The 19,049-nt window shown below is 58.6% G+C and carries 14 protein-coding genes; 10 read left to right on the plus strand and 4 right to left on the minus strand.

All coding sequences use genetic code 11. From position 1 onward, the window contains the following. Positions 1-20: 20 nt before the first annotated feature. Complete coding sequence (locus ABNF92_RS17935; protein ID WP_349342915.1) at positions 21-983, minus strand: MoxR family ATPase; 963 nt, start codon at positions 981-983, stop codon at positions 21-23. Positions 984-1,146: 163 nt separating this feature from the next. Between ABNF92_RS17935 and ABNF92_RS17940 the strand changes: the two genes are divergently transcribed. The 5 genes from ABNF92_RS17940 (at position 1,147) to ABNF92_RS17960 (ending at position 9,561) form a co-directional block, all read left to right on the plus strand. Continuing rightward, positions 1,147-6,033: an NAD-glutamate dehydrogenase gene (locus ABNF92_RS17940; protein ID WP_222464839.1), complete on the plus strand. Its 4,887-nt coding sequence runs from the start codon at positions 1,147-1,149 to the stop codon at positions 6,031-6,033. A 65-nt stretch (positions 6,034-6,098) separates the two neighbouring features. Next, on the plus strand, positions 6,099-6,782 hold the full coding sequence (gene can, locus ABNF92_RS17945; protein ID WP_349342916.1) for a carbonate dehydratase: 684 nt from the start codon (positions 6,099-6,101) through the stop codon (positions 6,780-6,782). Between the two features lie 120 nt (positions 6,783-6,902). Then, a complete protein-coding gene (locus ABNF92_RS17950; protein WP_167352692.1) occupies positions 6,903-7,076 on the plus strand; it encodes a hypothetical protein in 174 nt (57 codons plus the stop codon). 124 nt (positions 7,077-7,200) lie between these two features. Next, positions 7,201-8,247 carry a class I SAM-dependent methyltransferase gene (locus ABNF92_RS17955; protein WP_349342917.1) on the plus strand — a complete coding sequence of 349 codons (1,047 nt, stop codon included), beginning with the start codon at positions 7,201-7,203 and terminating at the stop codon, positions 8,245-8,247. A 165-nt stretch (positions 8,248-8,412) separates the two neighbouring features. Continuing rightward, positions 8,413-9,561: a methyltransferase gene (locus tag ABNF92_RS17960; RefSeq protein WP_349342918.1), complete on the plus strand. Its 1,149-nt coding sequence runs from the start codon at positions 8,413-8,415 to the stop codon at positions 9,559-9,561. Positions 9,562-9,574: 13 nt separating this feature from the next. Here ABNF92_RS17960 and ABNF92_RS17965 read toward each other — a convergent pair whose 3' ends face one another. Continuing rightward, complete coding sequence (locus ABNF92_RS17965; RefSeq protein WP_209396905.1) at positions 9,575-10,195, minus strand: riboflavin synthase subunit alpha; 621 nt, start codon at positions 10,193-10,195, stop codon at positions 9,575-9,577. Between the two features lie 156 nt (positions 10,196-10,351). Here ABNF92_RS17965 and ABNF92_RS17970 point away from each other — a divergent pair, with 156 nt between their 5' ends. The 5 genes from ABNF92_RS17970 to ABNF92_RS17990 are packed head-to-tail and all read left to right on the plus strand — an operon-like array spanning position 10,352 to position 14,565. Further along, positions 10,352-11,245, plus strand: a complete 894-nt coding sequence (locus ABNF92_RS17970) for a hypothetical protein (protein ID WP_222464836.1) — start codon at positions 10,352-10,354, stop codon at positions 11,243-11,245. A 60-nt stretch (positions 11,246-11,305) separates the two neighbouring features. Beyond that, positions 11,306-11,983 (plus strand): TetR/AcrR family transcriptional regulator, encoded by a 678-nt coding sequence (locus tag ABNF92_RS17975; protein WP_069183234.1) that lies wholly within the window; start codon positions 11,306-11,308, stop codon positions 11,981-11,983. Between the two features lie 54 nt (positions 11,984-12,037). After that, complete coding sequence (locus ABNF92_RS17980; protein WP_349342919.1) at positions 12,038-12,532, plus strand: L,D-transpeptidase; 495 nt, start codon at positions 12,038-12,040, stop codon at positions 12,530-12,532. A 24-nt stretch (positions 12,533-12,556) separates the two neighbouring features. Further along, positions 12,557-13,780 (plus strand): mechanosensitive ion channel family protein, encoded by a 1,224-nt coding sequence (locus ABNF92_RS17985; RefSeq protein WP_069183236.1) that lies wholly within the window; start codon positions 12,557-12,559, stop codon positions 13,778-13,780. Next, positions 13,777-14,565: an S-methyl-5'-thioinosine phosphorylase gene (locus tag ABNF92_RS17990; RefSeq protein ID WP_305967306.1), complete on the plus strand. Its 789-nt coding sequence runs from the start codon at positions 13,777-13,779 to the stop codon at positions 14,563-14,565. The genes ABNF92_RS17985 and ABNF92_RS17990 overlap by 4 nt, the downstream gene beginning before the upstream one ends. Here ABNF92_RS17990 and ABNF92_RS17995 read toward each other — a convergent pair. Both ABNF92_RS17995 and mfd read right to left on the minus strand, forming a co-directional pair. Continuing rightward, a complete protein-coding gene (locus ABNF92_RS17995; protein WP_349342920.1) occupies positions 14,540-15,367 on the minus strand; it encodes a CsiV family protein in 828 nt (275 codons plus the stop codon). The two genes, ABNF92_RS17990 and ABNF92_RS17995, sit on opposite strands and share 26 nt — an antisense overlap. 29 nt (positions 15,368-15,396) lie before the next feature. Continuing rightward, positions 15,397-18,930 (minus strand): transcription-repair coupling factor, encoded by a 3,534-nt coding sequence (mfd, locus tag ABNF92_RS18000; protein ID WP_349342921.1) that lies wholly within the window; start codon positions 18,928-18,930, stop codon positions 15,397-15,399. Positions 18,931-19,049 lie beyond the last annotated feature (119 nt).

Below are 19,049 nucleotides of genomic sequence, written 5' to 3' on the forward strand. Positions count from 1 at the left end.
TATTGCTTCCGTCGATGGCTTCAGGCGCTCACCGGAACACGTTCGATCAGCCGCTCGATGACGGTATCAGCGGTCATGCCTTCGGCCTCTGCCTCAAACGTCAGCAGGATGCGGTGTCGGAGCACGTCGAAGGCCATGGCACGTACATCATCCGGGGTGACGTAGTCGCGGCCATCAAGCCAGGCCAGTGCCCGGGCACAACGATCCAGGGCAATGGTGCCGCGGGGGCTGGCGCCAAAGGCGGTCCAGCGGGCCAGTTCCGGGTCCAGGGCGGCCGGATCACGGGTGGCCAGCACCAGCGCCAGCAGGTATTGCTCAACAGGCTCTGCCATGTAGATGTTGGCGACGTCCGCCCGGGCTTCGAACACCTGATCTGCCGTCAGGCGCAGATCTGTCTTGGGCAGGCCATGCCGATAATCGTTCCTTGCCAGTTGCAGAATGGCCTTTTCAGCCTCCGCCGACGGGTAATGGATGACCACATGCATCAGGAACCGGTCCAGTTGGGCTTCGGGCAGCGGGTAGGTGCCTTCCTGTTCGATGGGGTTCTGGGTGGCCATGACCAGAAACAGCCGGTCCAACGGAAAGGTGCGCATGCCTACGCTGATCTGTCGCTCGCCCATGGCTTCCAGAAGTGCGGACTGGACCTTGGCGGGTGCCCGGTTGATTTCATCGGCAAGCACGAGGTTATGGAATATGGGACCGCGCTGGAATTCGAACTGCCCTGTTTCCGGGCGGTAAATCTCGCTGCCAGTGACGTCGGAAGGCAGCAGGTCCGGGGTAAACTGGATTCTGTGGAAATCACCGTCCAGGTGGTCGGCAAGGGCTTTGATGGCGGTGGTTTTGGCCAGACCCGGTGCGCCTTCGACCAGCAGATGGCCGTCGGCAAGCAGCGCGATCAGCAGACGATCCACCAGTTTTTCCTGTCCGATTATCCGTTTGGCTAACTGTTCCCGTAACTCACCGAACGTATGCTGTAGCGACATTGGAAATGACTGCTCTCTGTATCTGAAGATTTTCCGGAGAAACCCGTATCGTGCGTAGGTAGTTGCCGAAGTTTTGGCGTCTGGCCGGCAAAAATCAAGGGTTTGACTATGCTTATGTGACGATACGCCGATTACGTTTATTTCACACTAACTGAGGTCGACCATGAATGCGCTGACAGTGGCCAGCAAGGATCAATTCTTTGAACAGTTGGCTGACGCTTTCGCGAAGAAGATTTCAAAAACCGAAGCCAAGAAAATCAGCGAATTTGCCAAGCAGCATTATGCGCATATCCCACTTGAAGAACTGGTCAGTCGACGATTCGGCGACACCTATGGGGCAGTTCTTGCCGCATGGCAGTTTCTGCAGAAGCGGTCTGCCGAAGAAACGCCGGTTGCCGTATTCAATCCTGATCTGGAGAGTGATGGCTGGCAGTCGACGCACACCGTTGTTTTTATTCTGCACCCGAACATCCCGTTTCTGATCGATTCCCTTCGTATCGCCATTAACCAGCGGGAGATTGGTACCCACTCTATCCAGCACTCGATTTTGCAAGTGGAAAGACAGAGCGATGGGAAGCTGAAGAAACTGCACACCACCAAGAAGAAGGCCTCCGGTTCGGACTACGAAGCGTTCATTGTCCTCGAGATCGACAGACACAGTGATCCGGAAGATCTCCGGGACCTGGAGGACACGCTCCAGAATGTCCTCCATGAGGTTCGGATTGCCGTCAGCGACTTCCCGGTCGTTACCGAAAAGGTAAACGAGATCCTGGGCGAGCTGGACAGCACCACGGCGGGCATCAATGACGAACAGAAAGAGGAAGCCCGGGCATTTCTGGAATGGCTGGCCCGGGATCATTTTACCTTCCTTGGTTATGACGAGTACGACTTCGCCAAGGACAAAAGCGGAATGGTTGTTCGCCGGGTCGAGAACTCGGAACTGGGCATTCTCCGCGTCAATAACGAGCGCCCGGACCGGGTTCGCCTGAATGAATTGCCCCAGCGCACCCGCCATGAAATGACCCGAAGCGACGATATTTTTATCTTCGCCAAGTCGGCCCAACGTTCGCGGGTCCACCGGCCTGCATACCCGGACTACATTGCCGTCAAGAAATTCAACAACAAGGGCGAGGTGGTCGGCGAACGCCGTTTTCTCGGCCTTTATACCGCCCGGGTCTACAACGAGCGGCCCGACGAGATTCCCTTGCTGCGTCGCAAGTTCCAGAGTGTCATGAAGCGGTCCGGGTTCCTTCGCGATGATTACGCCGGCAAGGAGCTCGAACAGATCCTCACGGTGTATCCCCGCGACGAGCTGTTCCAGATTGAACCGGAAGAACTTCTCAAGGTGGCGAAAAGCATTCTGTATATTCAGGAGCGCCGCCGGATCGAGCTGTTCATGCGGGAGGATGTGTACGGCCAGTTTGTTACCTGCCTGGCGTTCTTCCCACGGGACATCTACAACACCGAGTTGCGACTCAAGGTAGAGCAGGTGCTGGTAGACCGGCTGGAAGCCGAGGACGTGGAGTTCGTAACGCACTTTTCCGAGTCGGTACTGGCACGGGTCCAGTTCACCATCCGGGTCCCCCAGGTTGAAAACCGCCAACTGCCCACAGCCGAGATTCGCGAGAAGGTTATTGAGCTTGCGCAGTCCTGGCGCGACGGACTTTCCGAAGCCCTGAGCGAGGCTTATGGCGAAGAACAGGGTAATGAGCTGTACCGGCTGTGGGCAGGTGGATTCCCGGCCAGTTATACCGACATGTTCTCGCCCAGGCGGGCGGCCATCGATCTGGACCACATTGCGGCATCGGCCAACAATCACGATCTGGCCATGAGCTTCTACCGGGCCCTGGAGGAGGATGAAAGCACGCTGCATTTCAAACTCTTCTATCCCGACGAGCCGCTGCCCCTGTCGGATGTGATGCCGATATTCGATAACCTGGGCTTCCGGGTGATTGGTGAACACCCCTTCGAGGTGACCGACAGGCACAACAAAACCGTCTGGATCCACGATTTCACCCTCCAGGCCCACACCGGCAGTGTTGTCGACATCCATCGCATCCGGCCAATATTTGAGGAGCTGTTCCGTCGGGTCTGGCACGGCGAAGCGGAGAACGACGCCTTCAACAGGATGCTGCTTTCCTCCTACATGAGCTGGCGGGAAATTGCGCTGCTGAGGACCTATGCCCGCTACATGCGTCAGATCCGGTTCTCCAACAGTCAGACGTTTATTTCCAACACGCTGGTCAACCATGTTGAGTTGACCCGTCTGTTGCTGGAGTTTTTCGAGATCCGCTTCAACCCGGAGCGCTACCAGAGTCCCGGCAAGAGCCAGGCGGCCCAGCAGAAACTGGAAATCGAATTCAATGCCGGTCTCGAGAACGTTGAGAATCTCAGTGAGGACCGGGTGCTTCGGCTCTACCTGGAGCTGATGCAGGCCACCCTGCGCACCAACTACTACCAGTTGGACGAGGCAGGTGGCCCCAAACCCTACATCAGTGTGAAGTTCGATCCGTCCCGCATTCCGGACATGCCTCTGCCCATGCCGATGTTCGAGATCTTCGTGTATTCGCCGCGTGTTGAGGGTGTGCACCTGCGGGGTGGCAAGGTCGCCCGGGGCGGCCTGCGCTGGTCAGACCGGTTCGAGGACTACCGCACCGAGATTCTGGGCCTGGTCAAAGCCCAGCAGGTCAAGAATGCCGTCATCGTGCCGGTTGGTGCCAAGGGAGGTTTTGTGGCCAAGCGCCTGCCGGACCCGTCAGACCGGGAAGCGTTCCAGGCTGAGGGCATCGAGGCCTACAAAACGTTCATTCGGGGGTTGCTCGATATTACCGACAACCTGGTGGATTCGGGAATCGTGGCCCCTGAACGGGTTATTCGCCACGACGAAGATGACCATTATCTGGTTGTGGCCGCTGACAAAGGCACCGCCACCTTCTCGGATATTGCCAACGGACTGGCCGCGGAATACGGCTTCTGGATGGGCGATGCCTTCGCCTCCGGTGGCAGCAATGGTTACGATCACAAGAAAATGGGCATTACCGCCCGGGGCGCGTGGGTATCGGTAGAGCGACACTTCCGGGAGATGGGCATCAACCCTGCGCTCGATGAATTTACCGCCATCGGCATTGGTGATATGGGCGGCGACGTGTTCGGCAACGGCATGCTGTGCTCGGAGAAGACCAAGCTGGTTGCGGCCTTCAACCACGTGCATATTTTCATTGACCCCTCGCCGGATCCGGAGAAAAGTTTCAAGGAGCGCAAGCGCCTGTTCGGGCTTCCACGATCCGCCTGGACCGATTACGACAGCAAGCTGATATCGAAGGGCGGCGGGGTATTCAGCCGGAATTCGAAATCGATCCCCGTCAGTCCGGAAATGAAGAAACTGCTGGGTATTAAATCGGATCGGGTGCCACCAAACATGCTGATCTCGCACATCCTCAAGGCCCAGGTCGACCTGCTCTGGGTGGGTGGTATCGGCACCTATGTGAAAGGCGCCAGCGAGTCTCACGGTGACGTGGGTGACAAGGCCAACGACGGGCTGCGGATCAATGGTTCGGAGTTGCGCTGCAAGGTGGTCGGCGAGGGTGGCAACCTGGGCCTGACACAGCTTGGCCGGATTGAATTTGCCCTGCGGGGCGGGCGTCTGAACACCGACTTCATCGATAATTCCGGTGGCGTGGATTGTTCTGACCATGAGGTCAACATGAAGATCCTGCTCAACCGGGCCGTGGCCATGGGCGATCTCACCAACAAGCAGCGCAACGTCATGCTTGAGGAGATGACCGACGATGTCGCAGAGCTGGTGCTGAAGAACAACTACCGGCAGACCCAGGCGATCAGTATTGCCAGTGAGGATGCCGCGACGCGGCTGGAGGAATATCGCCGGCTGATGAACACCTTCGAGGGCGAGGGCAAACTGAACCGCACCCTGGAATTCCTGCCGGATGATGAAACCCTGTCCGAGCGCAAGCTCGACAAGAAGGGACTGACCCGGCCTGAACTGTCGGTTCTGATTTCCTACGTGAAAGGCGATCTGAAGCAGACCCTGATCGACAGCACTCTGCCTGACGATCCGCTGCTGGCCGGCGAGATGTACAAGGTGTTTCCTAGGGATCTGACCCAGAAATTCTCGAAGGAGCTGGGAGAGCATCAACTTCGCCGTGAAATCATCGCGACCCAGATTGCCAACGACATGGTCAACCACATGGGGATTACCTTTGTGGAGCGTCTGAATCAGTCTACCGGCGCCGATGCGGCTTCCATTGCCCTGGCCTGGATCATCGCCCGGGATGTGTTCCGCATCGATAACTGGTGGGACAGGATTGAGGCCCTGGATTTTCATGTGCCGGCCCAGCTGCAGATGGAACTGATGCAGGACCTGATGCGTCTGATGCGTCGTTCGGTGCGGTGGCTGCTGCGCAACCGTCGAGCGGAGCTTAGCATCCAGCACCATATGGAGCGTTTTGCCGACAGCGTCTGGGCGATTACTGCGGGGCTGCCTGAGTACCTGGGTGATCAGGCCAGGACCAACTGGGAGAAACGGCATCAGGCTCTCGTGGATGCCGGTCTGCCTTCGGAGCTGGCATCCGTGGTCTCGGGTACAGGACACCTGTATTCGTCCCTGGGCATTATTGAGGCCCACGAAGCCTCTGGCATGCCGCTGAAAACCGTTGCCAACCTCTATTATGAGCTGGGTGATCGTCTGGACCTGAACTGGTTTGCCAACGCCATTGCTGCGCTCAAACCGGCTTCCCACTGGCAGGCACTGGCCAGGGAGAGTTTCCGTGAGGACCTCGACTGGCAGCAGCGCGCGCTGACCACCGGTGTTCTGAAGCTCGCGGAAAAGCCGGAGGACGTCCCTGCCTCTGTTGAGAACTGGCTCTCGCGTCATCAGCAGATGATTGAGCGCTGGAAGTCCATGCTGTCCGAACTCAAGGGTGTGCGGGAGCCGGAATACGCCATGTTCTCGGTGGCATTGCGAGAATTGCTGGATCTGGCCCAGAGCACAATGCATCAGCCGCACGCTGAGGCAGAGGTTGAGACCAACTGAGTATTGCGTTGAAACCCGCATTCCCGTTCAATCGCTGATCGGGAACCATCAAATGGAGTGGGATAATGGGTCAGCTTGACCATCTTCTTGAAAAAAACCGGGCCTGGGCGGATGGCATCAAGGCCCAGGATCCCCAGTTTTTTCACCGCCTGTCGAACCAGCAGGCACCGGAATACCTGTGGATAGGCTGTGCGGACAGTCGCGTGCCGGCCAACCAGATCGTCGACCTTCTGCCGGGGGAACTGTTTGTACACCGAAATGTGGCCAACGTGGTTGTCCATACGGATTTTAACTGTCTGTCGGTGCTGCAATTCGCTATCGAAGTGTTGAAGGTGAAGCACATCCTGGTGGTTGGTCACTACGGTTGTGGCGGTGTAAGAGCGGCCTTGCTCAATGAAGGGTTCGGGCTGATCAGCAACTGGCTTCGTCATGTTCAGGATGTCCGGGACCGTCATCAGCAGGTGCTGGATAATCTGCCTAACGTGCAGGATCGGGTGGATCGGCTTTGCGAGCTCAACGTCGTTGAGCAGGTAGGGCATGTGTGCCAGAACAACATTGTTCAGGAAGCCTGGAGGCGGGGCCAGCCACTAGCGGTCCACGGTTTTGTTTATGACGTTGCCGACGGGATTCTCCGGGATATGGGACTATCGGTCGCCAGCGAGGAGGATCGTGAACGGGTCCGGCAGAACAGTATCGACGAATTGGTGCAAAGGCCGGTAAGGTCGGGGCGTCAGAAAGTCGTCCAATAAAGAATGTAAAATTGCGTCAAAAATTCGTGATGAGCGTCACTTCCTGACCCGCGGCGTCATCACAGTTGGTCGCCTCCCGCTTTGCTAAAGTGGATCCTGTAGTAAGCGAGGAGGTAGACCATGAAAGAACTGATGCAAAAAGCCCTGACAGTACTGAGCCAGCGTAAAGACATCTCGGCCGGCGCGGAGCAACAGGGGCGGGGGCGGAAACCTTCTGATGCCAGCCAGTCCGAAGACTGGGGTATGTCCCCTGAAGATGCCTTGCGGGTTGGCACCGTTGCCCGCTACAAGTGACCGAGTTTGCCGTGGTAGTTACCCTCTGAAAGCCCTCCAGCCTCTGCCTTGCAGGGGAGACGCGAGGGCTCATTCCGGTTAGAGTATCCCGCTTGCGAACCAACCACGCGGAACCAGCTAATCAATGTCATTGCCCAATTCCCATGAAGCCTTATTGCGAAACCGCCAACTGTTGCAGGGGCGGGTTGCCCTGTTGGGCATGGCCGCCACCGGGCTGCTGGCCGACCTGCCTGCCGGTGGCATGGCCATGAGCGAGCATGCCGGGGTCTGTGCCTCGCTCGCCGGGCAAGCGGGCTGGCAGATCTGTTTCGGCTACGATGATCCGGCACTGGCAGCCGGCGCTTTCGACACCCTGGTTGTATTCCTGCCCAAGGCCCGGGCCGAACTTGATCTACGTCTTGCCCTGGCGCGCTGGCTGGCGGCGGCGGGCGCGCGGCTGGTGCTTGTTGGTGAAAAAAAAGAAGGGATTGCCGGCGCCGTCAAACAGCTCAAGGCTGTGGCCCCTGGGGCTACTAAGGTCGATAGCGCAAGACACTGCCAGGTCTGGTGTGCTGGTCAGATCGAACCACTGCCTGAATTCTCGCTTGAGCAATGGATGAGCTGGACCGGCATTGACTGCAAAGCGGTGCATCTGGAAGTCGCGGGACTGCCGGGCATTTTCAGCCTCGGCGAGCTGGACGAGGGTACTCGCATGCTGCTGGAGACGCTGGACGAAAATCCATTGCGGTCTGGCCCTGTGCTGGATTTTGCCTGTGGCGCCGGAGTCCTTGGCGCCTGGTTGCACCGCTGGCACGAGCAGCAGAACCAACCTCGGGTCACAGTCGACGGAATCGACGTTCAGTCCCAGGCCGTCGTCTGTGCCCGGGCTACCTATGAGCGCAATGGCGTTTCCGGACGCATCCTGGCCTCGGATGGTCTCTCCGCAGTTGAGGGCACCTGGCCCGTTATTCTGAGTAATCCCCCCTTTCATACCGGTGTCAGAACGGACATGTCGATGACCGAGCGCTTTCTCCGGGAAGTTGGGCGACATCTGGCGCCGGGTGGTGAGGTGCGTCTGGTCGCGAACAGCTTTCTGCCCTATGAGCCATTGATGAAGCGCTGCATCGGCCCGGTTGAGCGCCTGAGAGAAGACCGCAGGTTTTCGGTTTATCGCGCTTTTCGGCGTTCCTGAACGAAAAAAGCCCCTGGGGTGAGGGGCAAAAGGTTTGCGTCCAGAACAACGGAGCCAACCGGAAAAGGGATGTTCAGCGTGAACACCTCCAACGTTAGGATTAATTTCTAGAATAAACAGCCTAGAATGGCGCTTTTGTGACAAAAAGCCTCCAGGATGCCTGAAATGACAACTGCAGAACTCGTTTTTTCCGAAGGCAGGCTGATTCTGGCCCGCCCGGGGACCGATGATCCGACGCTGAGAGCGTGGGATGCTGCTGACGAGCTTTTGCTGGAACAGGCTCTTGACGTTGCGGCGGGTATAGAAGAGCCCCGGGTCCTGGTGGTGGACGATCAGTTCGGGGCCCTTGCGTTGGGGCTTTCGCGACTGTCGCCCATCGTTGTTGCCGATAGTGCTGTGCTGCCCGCCGCACTGGTAAGCAATGCTGCATTGAATCCCGCGTTTTCTTCAGCAGAGCAGGTTTATAGCTGGATCGATCCGCCTGCGGGCCCATTCGATCTGGTGGTGTTGCGGATACCGCGCCAGGCTGACTATCTGGCCTGGTTGCTGCGCTGGCTCAATGGCGTGATAACTGATTCCAGTGTCTTGCTGGCAGGCGGGATGATCAAGCATTTGCCGTCCAAAAGTGTCGAGGTATTTGGCGAAGCGGTGCAGACGGAACAGGTGCTTCCCGCACGAAAAAAGGCTCGGGTCATTCGGTGTCGGAAAGGTACTGAGAGTCTGGCGGGCTGGCCGGGATGCTGGAAGGGGTATGCACTATCCGGCAGGAACGGTGAGCTGGCAGTCCAGGCATTGCCCGCGGTGTTCGCCAGGGAAAAGCTGGATATCGGTAGCCGCTTGCTCCTTCCGCACGTGGCGAGAGAGGTATCCTCCTTGCAGGCTGGGAGCTCTGTGATGGATCTGGCCTGTGGCAACGGCGTGCTGGGCTTGACGGCGCTCGCGGAGAGAGGGGATGTGCAGTTGGGTTTCAGTGACGTTTCAAGCCACGCTGTGCTCAGTGCCCGACATAATGTCGAACAGGCTTTCCCGGAGGCCAGCGCGTTCTTTTCGCACTGCGATGGCATTGATGTCGGTGCGGGCTCTTTCGAGCTGATCCTTCTGAATCCACCGTTCCACGAGGGCGGCGTGGTCGGTGATCATATTGCCCTGCGGTTGTTTGAGCAGGCCTCGAAGCACCTGAAGCCAGGAGGGCGCTTGCTCATGGTTGGTAATCGCCACCTGGGTTATCACCGAAGCCTGCGGCGGTATTTTTCGCAGGTAGAACAGCTGGATGCCAGCCCCAAATTCGTGGTGTTCTGGGCCGGCAACCGCTGAAATGCCATATGAGTCAGAGCGTCGGGGCCGGGCGGTCGTATCCCAGTCGGGCCAGGGTGTCCACGATGGTCTGGGTCTGGCTATCTATTTCGATGTTAACCCGTTGACCCTCTTCACAGGTGCCGAAGGTTGTGGCCCTCAGAGTTTCCGGAATCAGGTGGATGTTGAACCGGTTGCCCCGCACTTCACCGATGGTCAGGCTGGCGCCATTGATGGCAATGTAGCCTTTGGGAAAGATGTAGCGTGTCCACTCGTCGGGAACTTCGAACCACAGGGTGACGTTGTTTTCCGGTCTCAGGATTTCGACAATCCGGGCGGTTGTATGAATATGTCCTGACAGCAGGTGACCGCCAATCTCATCGCCGATACGGGCGGCCCGTTCGAAATTCACCTGGTCTCCGGTTTTCAGATCCCCCAGGGTAGTCAGTCTCAGGGTTTCCTGCATGGCATCGAAGTAAAGCACGCTGTCTTCCTGGCGTGTCACGGTCAGGCAGGTGCCGTTGATTGCGACCGATGCGCCAATCGACACGCCGCTCGCCTTGTCTGCGGGCAGCCGGATAGCAAACGTGCTCAGTCCGGGCTCGGCCTTGACGTCGTCGATGGTTGCAATGCCCTGGACAATGCCTGTGAACATAATCCTGACCTCGTAAAGTGTGGTGTTCGGATGCCTTTCTGGCAGGTGCGCCAAGGATAGCGACCGGACTGGCGAATGCCAAGATCGGGGCAGGGATTCAAGTATCCGATGTGACGGTCGATACCTGTTTAAACCCTTTAATCCGGACAATCTGCCATGGCTGAAAATCAGAGTAAGGCTGCCACCCAGGCGAATGAGCCGGTGCAGGCGCCGGTGTTGAGGCCGGGGCGGGCGGCCGATCCTGTGCCGGCCCCCAGAACGGCGGATGCCCAGCCTTCGGCTCCAGTATCCGACAGTCAGGCTGACAAAGGTGCACCGTCCGAGCAGGGCCCGGACACCGGTTCAGAGCCCGATAACGCGTCAGCTGGTCAGGAATCCCGGGAGGCAGGTAGCAGCGGGGCCGAGAGAGTGATGGCAGAATCCCGGCAGCGCAAGCTCCGGCTGATGCTGCGGCAATGTGATCGGGTTCTGCTGATGGATTTTGATCTGCTGGCCATGAACGGTTGGCCGGATAACTTTACGTTGGCTGAAGCCCGTCGTGGGCGGGATCTGTGGTTGTTCAGCGCCTTGATTGCCGCAGCCATCTTTCTGAGCGGGCTGACCGGGTTTGTCCCTGCCTGGATTGCAGGCGGCGGCTTCGGCGCCTTCGTGATCATTCTGTTGCTGGGAATACCGGCGGTACGCAGAATCTATACCACCAAACCTTCCTATCTTGACCTGATCATGACCCGCCAGAGGATGATCCGTGAAGCGCGGCAGCACGTTGCCCACCTTGAAGGCTCGGACGGCCTGATCTGGCAATGCGCCCGGATGGCAGATTTTAATCCTGCGCTGAAGAATACCCGGTTCAGTCATCTCCTGAAGTTGTCCGAGAGCCGGGTTCTGTCCCGACAGTTGACGCGCAGGGAGCATGTGCGTCTGTACCTGATCTATCTGCTGGAAGCAGAGAAGGCGTACAGCCGCGTCCAGAAGGCCTTTTTCGAGGGTAACCAGGAAGCAATTGACCGGGGTTGGGAGGAAGTGGCGGCAGAGCCTGAGCCCAGAACTTGACACGGATGCGCTTCAAACGTATGTTTCAAACAGACGTTTGCTAGAGGCATTGATAACAAAATGGCGCAGTCTGATACCGTTGACCGGATTCTCGATGCAGCCGAAGAGCTGTTCGCCGACCGGGGTTTTTCGGAAACCTCGCTCCGAATGATTACCAGTAAGGCTAAAGTAAATCTGGCCGCTGTCAATTACCACTTTGGTTCAAAGAACGCCCTGATTCACGCCGTTTTCGCACGCTTTCTGACGCCGTTTTCTGCAACCCTGGAGAACGCCTTTGATGAGCTTGAGGAACGCTGTGACGGCAAACCGCCAACGCTGAATCAGACGCTCTGGGCGCTTACCGAAAGTGCGGTGCGCATGCCTCAACGCAACGAGAAGGGCATCTCGATCTTCATGCGCTTGCTTGGGCTTGCCTACACCCAGTCCCAGGGGCATTTGCGCAAGTTCCTGGAACAGGAATACAGCGAGCCCTTCAGCCGTTTCATGCGGTTGCTCAAGGAAGCGACTCCCCAGCTGTCGTCGGTGGATAGATACTGGCGCATCCAGTTCATGTTGGGAGCAACAGCCTTCACCATGTCCAGCAGCGATGCATTGAGAGACATCCTTCAGAACAAGTTGGGTGTGGAAACCACAGTTCAGGAAATTGCCGCTCGATTGGTCCCCTTCCTGGCCGCCGGCATGCAGGCGGAAGACGCCATGCTGGTTCCACCGGTTGGCAGCAAGGTCTCGGTTGCCTGAGTTCCACTCTCTCGGTTAGGCTTCCTCCTTTACCCCAAGGGAGCCTGGCCGGTTTTGACGCATCCTGCATCAGTCCGCATTGATATAGATCTGAGCCTCCAGCGCCTGCGGCTTGAAACCGCAGGCGGAGAGCTTGTTGCTTCCTATCCGGTTTCCACCGCGTTGAACGGGCCGGGAGAGAGCGATGGCAGTGGCTGTACGCCCCGGGGAGAGCACTATGTCCGGGCCTGTATCGGGGCAGGACTTCCCGTTGGAACCGTATTCCGGGCACGGCGCCCCACCGGAGAAATCTACAGCTCCGAACTTGCCCGTCAGCACCCTGACCGCGACTGGATCCTGAGCCGGATTCTCTGGTTGTGCGGCCGCCAGTGGGGCGAAAACCGGGGGCCGGGTGTCGATACTTTCCGTCGCTTCATATACATTCACGGCACGCCGGACAGTGAGCCGATGGGAGTGCCGCTGTCCCACGGCTGTGTGCGGATGCGCAATGAAGACATTATTGATCTGTTTGATCGCGTCGCGCCGGGAGCGGCCGTTTCCATTCGATAAACCTTTCGAGACCAGAGGGATCCGATGATCGGAGATGTTATGGCCATGGTGAATGGCTGGATCGAGAATTTCGGGCTGCTGTCTGAAGCCTGGCGCGTCGGAATTGTCGTGTTTGCGTTGGTTTTCGGGACAGCCACGGTGGCGTATATCGCCAGCCATATCATCGCTGCCCTGGAGCGTAAATTCAGTCAGACCAAGAACCTGTTTGACGATGCGTTATTGCACGCGGCCCGCAAACCGGTTGTAGCGTTTGTCTGGCTGCAAGGGGTCTACTGGGCTGCGGAAGTGGCTCATAAATACTCGGAAGCAGAGATATTCAAGGCGAACGAGTCCGTCCTTCAGATCGGTTTCATCTTTGTTCTGGTGTGGGCCGTTCTGAGACTGATCAAGGAAGCTGAGGGGATACTGGTATCGCCTCTGAAAATGAAGCAGCCCATGGACTACACCACCGTCAACGCGGTGAGCAAATTGTCCCGGGCGGTGGTCATCATTACTGCAGTGCTTATTGCGATGCAGTCCATGGGCTACAGCATTTCCGGTGTCCTGGCGTTCGGCGGCGTGGGCGGTATTGCCGTTGGCTTTGCTGCCAAGGACCTGCTGGCCAACTTTTTCGGCGGCTTTATTATCCATCTGGACCGGCCGTTCAAGGTAGGGGACTGGGTACGTTCACCGGATCGCAATATCGAGGGTACGGTGGAGCACATCGGCTGGCGCCTCACCACCATCCGAACCTTCGATAAACGGCCGCTTTATGTGCCCAATGCCGCGTTCACCACCATCGCGGTGGAGAACCCATCGCGCATGACCAATCGCCGGATCTACGAAACCATCGGCATTCGGTATGCCGATGTCGGGCAGATGGCGTCCATCGTTGATGACATCAAGGCCATGCTTCAAGAGCATGAAGAGATTGACAGCGATGAGACCCTGATCGTGAACTTCCTCGCGTTCAATGCCTCCTCGCTGGATATCATGGTGTACACCTTTACCAAGACAACCCAGTGGGTCCGGTTCCACGAGGTGAAGCAGGATGTGCTGCTGAAAATCAGTGACATCATTGAGGGTTACGGTGCCGAGGTGGCTTTCCCGACCCGCACATTGCATCTTCCGGAGGGCGTGAGGCTGTCCGGATCACAGTCCGAGGGTTCCTCAGACAAGGGCGCGGCGGATTCATCCGGCAAGAGCTCCGGCAAGTCGCAGAATCGCCAGACCACTGGAGATGTAGAAGATTCAGGAGAGGCAGAATGACGTCACCGGAGAAAATGCACCCTGTTGGCATTATTGGCGGCACCGGCCTGACCACCCTTTCGGGCCTGGAAATCACCGGTGAAAAGCAGGTTGGCACGCCATGGGGCAGTCCATCGGCGCCGCTGGTGGAAGGGCGGCTTGGCGATCAGCCCGCTATCTTCCTGTCGCGACATGGTAATCCGCACCGTATTCCACCCCATCAGGTGAACTATCGGGCGAATCTGAAGGCCCTTTACGATGCCGGTGTCCGGACGGTAGTGGGTGTCAACGCCGTCGGTGGTATCCACCCGGATATGGGGCCTGCCCACGTCGTTATTCCCGATCAGATTATTGATTACACCTGGGGGCGTGCCAGCACCTTTTTCGAGGGTGACCTGGAGTCGGTGACCCATATAGATTTCACCTGGCCCTATGACGAGAGTGCCCGTCAGATCCTGATTGATGCCGCAGGCGCAGAGGGCGTGCCGTTTTCCGGTTTCGGGGTGTATGGCGCAACCCAGGGGCCAAGGTTGGAAACTTCAGCCGAGATCATCCGGATGGAACGGGACGGATGCGACCTGGTGGGCATGACCGGCATGCCGGAGGCCGCGCTGGCAGCGGAACTGGGGATGCGTTATGTCTGTCTGGGGCTGGTGGTCAATTGGGCGGCTGGCAAATCCGATCACATCATCACGATGGAAGAGATCGAGGCGGCCATCGAGCAGGGAATGTCCGGTGTTAAACGGATTCTCGCAGTGTCGATGGCCGGCCTTGGAGTGCTTACTCCGTTGCCTCAATCTTCTTGAAGAACACCAGTACGCCGATCGTGGGGGAGTCCAGGAAGTGGATTTCCTCACTGCGCATACGCCGGGTTTCCCGGATCCAGGTCAATAACTCCAGCGGGGCGGGCTGAGCCATTGCAGCAAGTGGCTGAGCGGCAGATTCGTCGAGTGTCGTTGAAGAGGGTGCGGTGTCTTCAGCGCCGGTCGCCCCTGCAGGCGGGGGCGTCTCCTGTGACAACTCGGTCGTCTCGTCTTCAGGCAGGGCTTGAGCATCTTCCGCCAGCTGCCAGTGGTTGAGGTGAACGTTCACGTGCAGGTAGCGTTGCCGGTCGATGGTAATGTGGCCTTCAACCTCCCTGGTACGGGCGTTGTCAATCCAATCACCAATTTCCACCTGCAGGGGCGTGCCCTCGTAATCCGGCGGGAACGCCTCATACCAACCGGCAGCCAGGAGCACACGGTACCGTCCACTGCGCTCAAGTCGCGCCGCCGCGCTGGCAAGGTGAAGGTCTTCCCGGGGCGCCAGTTCCAGGGTGGTTTCCGTGGTGCCATCCTCCAGCGCAGACCAGAGAACCTCCTCCGTTTCTATCGGCTCCTCTACCGTGCGGCCAGACATACGCTCATTCACGGCCTCGGGCTCTATAATCCGCTCAAGAATCACGAACTCGGCCCGGTAGTAATCGTCGGGAATGGGGGTGCCGGGCTCCAGGGGCAGTGTTGCCCGGTCTGGCTGTTGGGCAGCCCCTGTGGCCGCGAAGCTCAGCAGGAGGGCGGCCAGAAAGGCCCGGGTCGGGTATCGGCACCAGCGAATTCCGTCAGTCTGCAAGGGTCGTACTCCACATGTTGGTCGGCCGTTCATGAGCCGGATGCGTGACTTTTCGCAGGCTCCAGCTCGCCAAGCATCCGGGAAATGCCGTCGAGTTTACCACCGGTTGTGGCATCCTTCAGCCGAAAACGGAAGCTGTTGGCACCTTCGAGCCGGTATTGGTCCGGTGCAGATTGCACTTTTTTAACCAGAACCAGAGGGTCCACCGGCGTCGAGCTGCCAAACTCGAGGCGCGCCCATTCCTTGCCAGCGTCAACTTTCACGATACCCAGGCCTTCTGCCCGGAGCCGAAGCTCGGTCTGGCGGATTAGGTTCTTGGCCGGATCCGGTAACAATCCGAACCGGTCAATCATTTCAACCTGAAGTTCTTTTAATGCATCCGGGCTGTCGACGCTGGCGATTCGCTTGTAGAGCATCAGGCGGTTATGAACATCCGGCAGGTAATCTTCTGGAATCAATGCCGGAATTCTCAGGTTCATCTCGGTGCCGTGGCTCAGGGGCAGGTCGGCGTTGGGTGTCCGGCCCTCCCGGATAGCCTTGACGGCCTCGTCCAGCAGCTGCATGTAGAGGGTAAAGCCGATGCTTTCGATCTGCCCGCTCTGTTCCTCGCCCAGCAGCTCACCGGCGCCGCGGATTTCCAGGTCATGGGTGGCCAGCATAAAGCCAGCGCCGAGGTCCTGCGCCTCCGAGATGGCGTCCAGCCGTTTTTTGGCGTCGGTCGTAATCGATTTCGGCGGTGGCGTCAGCAGATACGCATAGGCCTGGTGGTGTGACCGGCCAACGCGACCCCGAAGCTGGTGCAGCTGGGCCAGGCCGAACTTGTCTGCCCGCTCGATAATAATGGTGTTGGCGCTGGGAACGTCGATGCCGGTCTCAATGATGGTTGTGCACACCAGCACGTTGAAGCGCTTGTGGTAGAAGTCCGACATGATCTTCTCGAGATCCCGCTCCCGCATCTGGCCGTGGGCGACGCCCACGCGGGCTTCGGGAATCAGTGCCCGCAGATCCTCGGCGGTTTTCTCGATTGTTGCCACATCATTGTGCAGGAAGTACACCTGACCGCCGCGGAGAATTTCCCGCAAGATGGCTTCCTTGACCATGGCATTGTCTTTCTGGCGCACGAAGGTTTTCACCGAGAGTCGCCGGGCCGGAGGTGTTGCGATAATCGAGAGATCTCTCAGATGCCCCATGGCCATGTTCAGGGTCCGCGGGATCGGAGTCGCGGTGAGGTTGAGCATGTCCACTTCGGCCCGCAGCGCTTTCAATCTTTCCTTTTGCTGGACGCCAAACCGGTGTTCTTCATCAATGATGACCAGGCCGAGATTCTTGAATTTGATGTCACCCTGAAGCAGTTTGTGGGTGCCGATCACGATGTCGGCCTTGCCATTCTCCACCGCCTCGAGGGCTTTGCTGGTCTGGCCGGCGGTACGGAATCGGCTGAGCAGTTCGACCTGCACGGGGGTGTCTGAGAAGCGGTCCCGGAAGGACTCGTAGTGCTGTTGGGCGAGCAGGGTGGTGGGCACAAGAACCGCCACCTGTTTGCCGGACCATGTGGCCAGGAAGGCGGCGCGCATGGCGACCTCAGTTTTCCCGAAGCCGACATCACCACAGACCAGGCGGTCCATCGGTCGCTCACTGGTCATGTCCTCGAATACCGACTGAATGGCCACCTGCTGGTCGGGCGTCTCCTCGAAGGGGAAGCCGGCCGCAAACGCTCGGTACGCCTCCTTCGGATCCTCGAAGCTGAAACCCTTGCGCGCCTCCCGGCGGGCGTAGACGTCCAGAAGCTCTGCGGCGGTATCGCGGATTTTCTCAAGGGCTTTCTGTTTCGCTGTGCTCCAGCGATCCGTGCCCAGCTTATGCAGTGGCGCGTGCTCGGTGTCATTGCCGGCATAACGGGAAATCAGATGCAGGCTGGACACCGGCACATAGAGTTTGGAGCCACCGGCGTACTCCAGCATCAGAAACTCGCTGGCCTCGCCCTCAACGGTTATGGTTTCGAGGCCCAGATAGCGGCCCACCCCATGGTCGATGTGAACCACCGGTGCACCGATCCGCAATTCCGACAGGTCCCGAAAACCTGCATCGTCGGTTTCTGTGGGCTTCTCCCGGCGACGTCGCTGCAATACCCGCTCGCCAAATAAAGCCGTTTCTGTAATAAGGGCGATGGAATGCTCGGGTAGTACCAGGCCTTGCTCCATCGGGGCAATGGTAATGGCCAGCGGGGTTTCGTGATCGTCCAGAAAAGCCTGCCAGCCGGCCAGGGTTTTCAGCTCAAGGCCCTGTTCGCCAAGATTCTCCAGCAGGGCTTCCCGCCGGCCGGATGACTCTGCGCAGATCAGTACGTGGCCGTCAAAGTCACCGAGAAACCGCTTGAGACGGCCGGCAGGATCAGCGGCACGACCATCCATGGCGATATCCGGCAGGGTTCTTGTCGGGCAATTGACCGATCCTGTGGCCTCCTGGGAATCGGAGGAGATGGTTACCCTGGGAAAGGCTTTCAGGTGTCTGAACAGCTCCTCCTGCTGCAGAAACAGCCGGGTGGGTGGCAGTATCGGCCGCAGTCGATCGTGGCGACGGTCTTCGTAACGGTTACGGGTTTCGCTGTCAAAATGGCTGACCGCGTCGTTCAGCCCGTCGGCGGTAAAGACATGGGTCGCCCCAGGCAGATAATCGAACAGGGTTGCCGTCTCGTCGAAGAACAGGGGCAGGTAGTACTCGATCCCCGGTGGCGTGATGCCCTGGGTCACGTCCTGGTATATGGGCGTGTCCTTGTCAGCGTCCGGGAACTGCTCGAACCAGCGGCTACGGAAGCCCGACCGTGCCTCCTTGTGCCACGGAAATTCGAAAGCAGGCAGCAGTTCGATCCGATCTATCCGGTCAATCGAACGCTGGGTTTCGGGATCGAAGGTCCGGAGAGTTTCGATTTCATCATCGAACAGGTCAATCCGGTAGGGGAGGCTGGCGCCCATAGGAAAAATGTCCAGTATCGCGCCGCGAACAGCGTATTCACCGTGTTCGTAGACGTTCTCGGCGTGCCGGTAGCCTGCCGCCTCCAGCTGCATGCGCCAGTTTTCTATATCCAGGGACTGCCCGATTTCCAGAAGCAGAGTATTGCCCTGGAGGTAGTTAACCGGCGGCAACCTGTGCATCAGGGTTCTTGCAGGAACCACCAGAACCCCATGGCTGGTCGAGGGCAAGCGGTGCAGTGTCCGGATTCGCCGGGAGATGATGTCCTGATGGGGAGAGAACAGATCGTAGGGCAGGGTTTCCCAGTCCGGCAGGGAGAGCAGCTCCAATCCGTCTTCGCTGATGGCGGGGCCATCCTCTTCAGGAGGCAGCCCGAGAAAGAACCGCATCGCCTGTTCAAGCCGGATGGCATCGGCGGTGCTCCGGGTTATTACCAGAGTCAGGCCTTTGTGGGCGCGGGCGCTTTCACAGATGGCCAGCGCATCACTGCTGCCATGCAATTGGCCCCATGTCCTGTGATCAGCCGCTCGGGAAGGGAATTCCGGGGCAATCATGGATCGGAGTGACGGGCGTGTGCTGGCACCTTGGCTCATGGGCGGTCTGATTCTCCTGGTTTGGGTGTCCGGGCGGCGGTGTGGCGCGTATTCTAACGCTCGCGACTGGCACTGTCATGGCGCTGAAGCCGTGGCTGACACTTGCTTAATCGACGGGC

Source organism: Marinobacter sp. MMG032, from assembly GCF_040112695.1.
Taxonomy (GTDB): domain Bacteria; phylum Pseudomonadota; class Gammaproteobacteria; order Pseudomonadales; family Oleiphilaceae; genus Marinobacter; species Marinobacter salsuginis.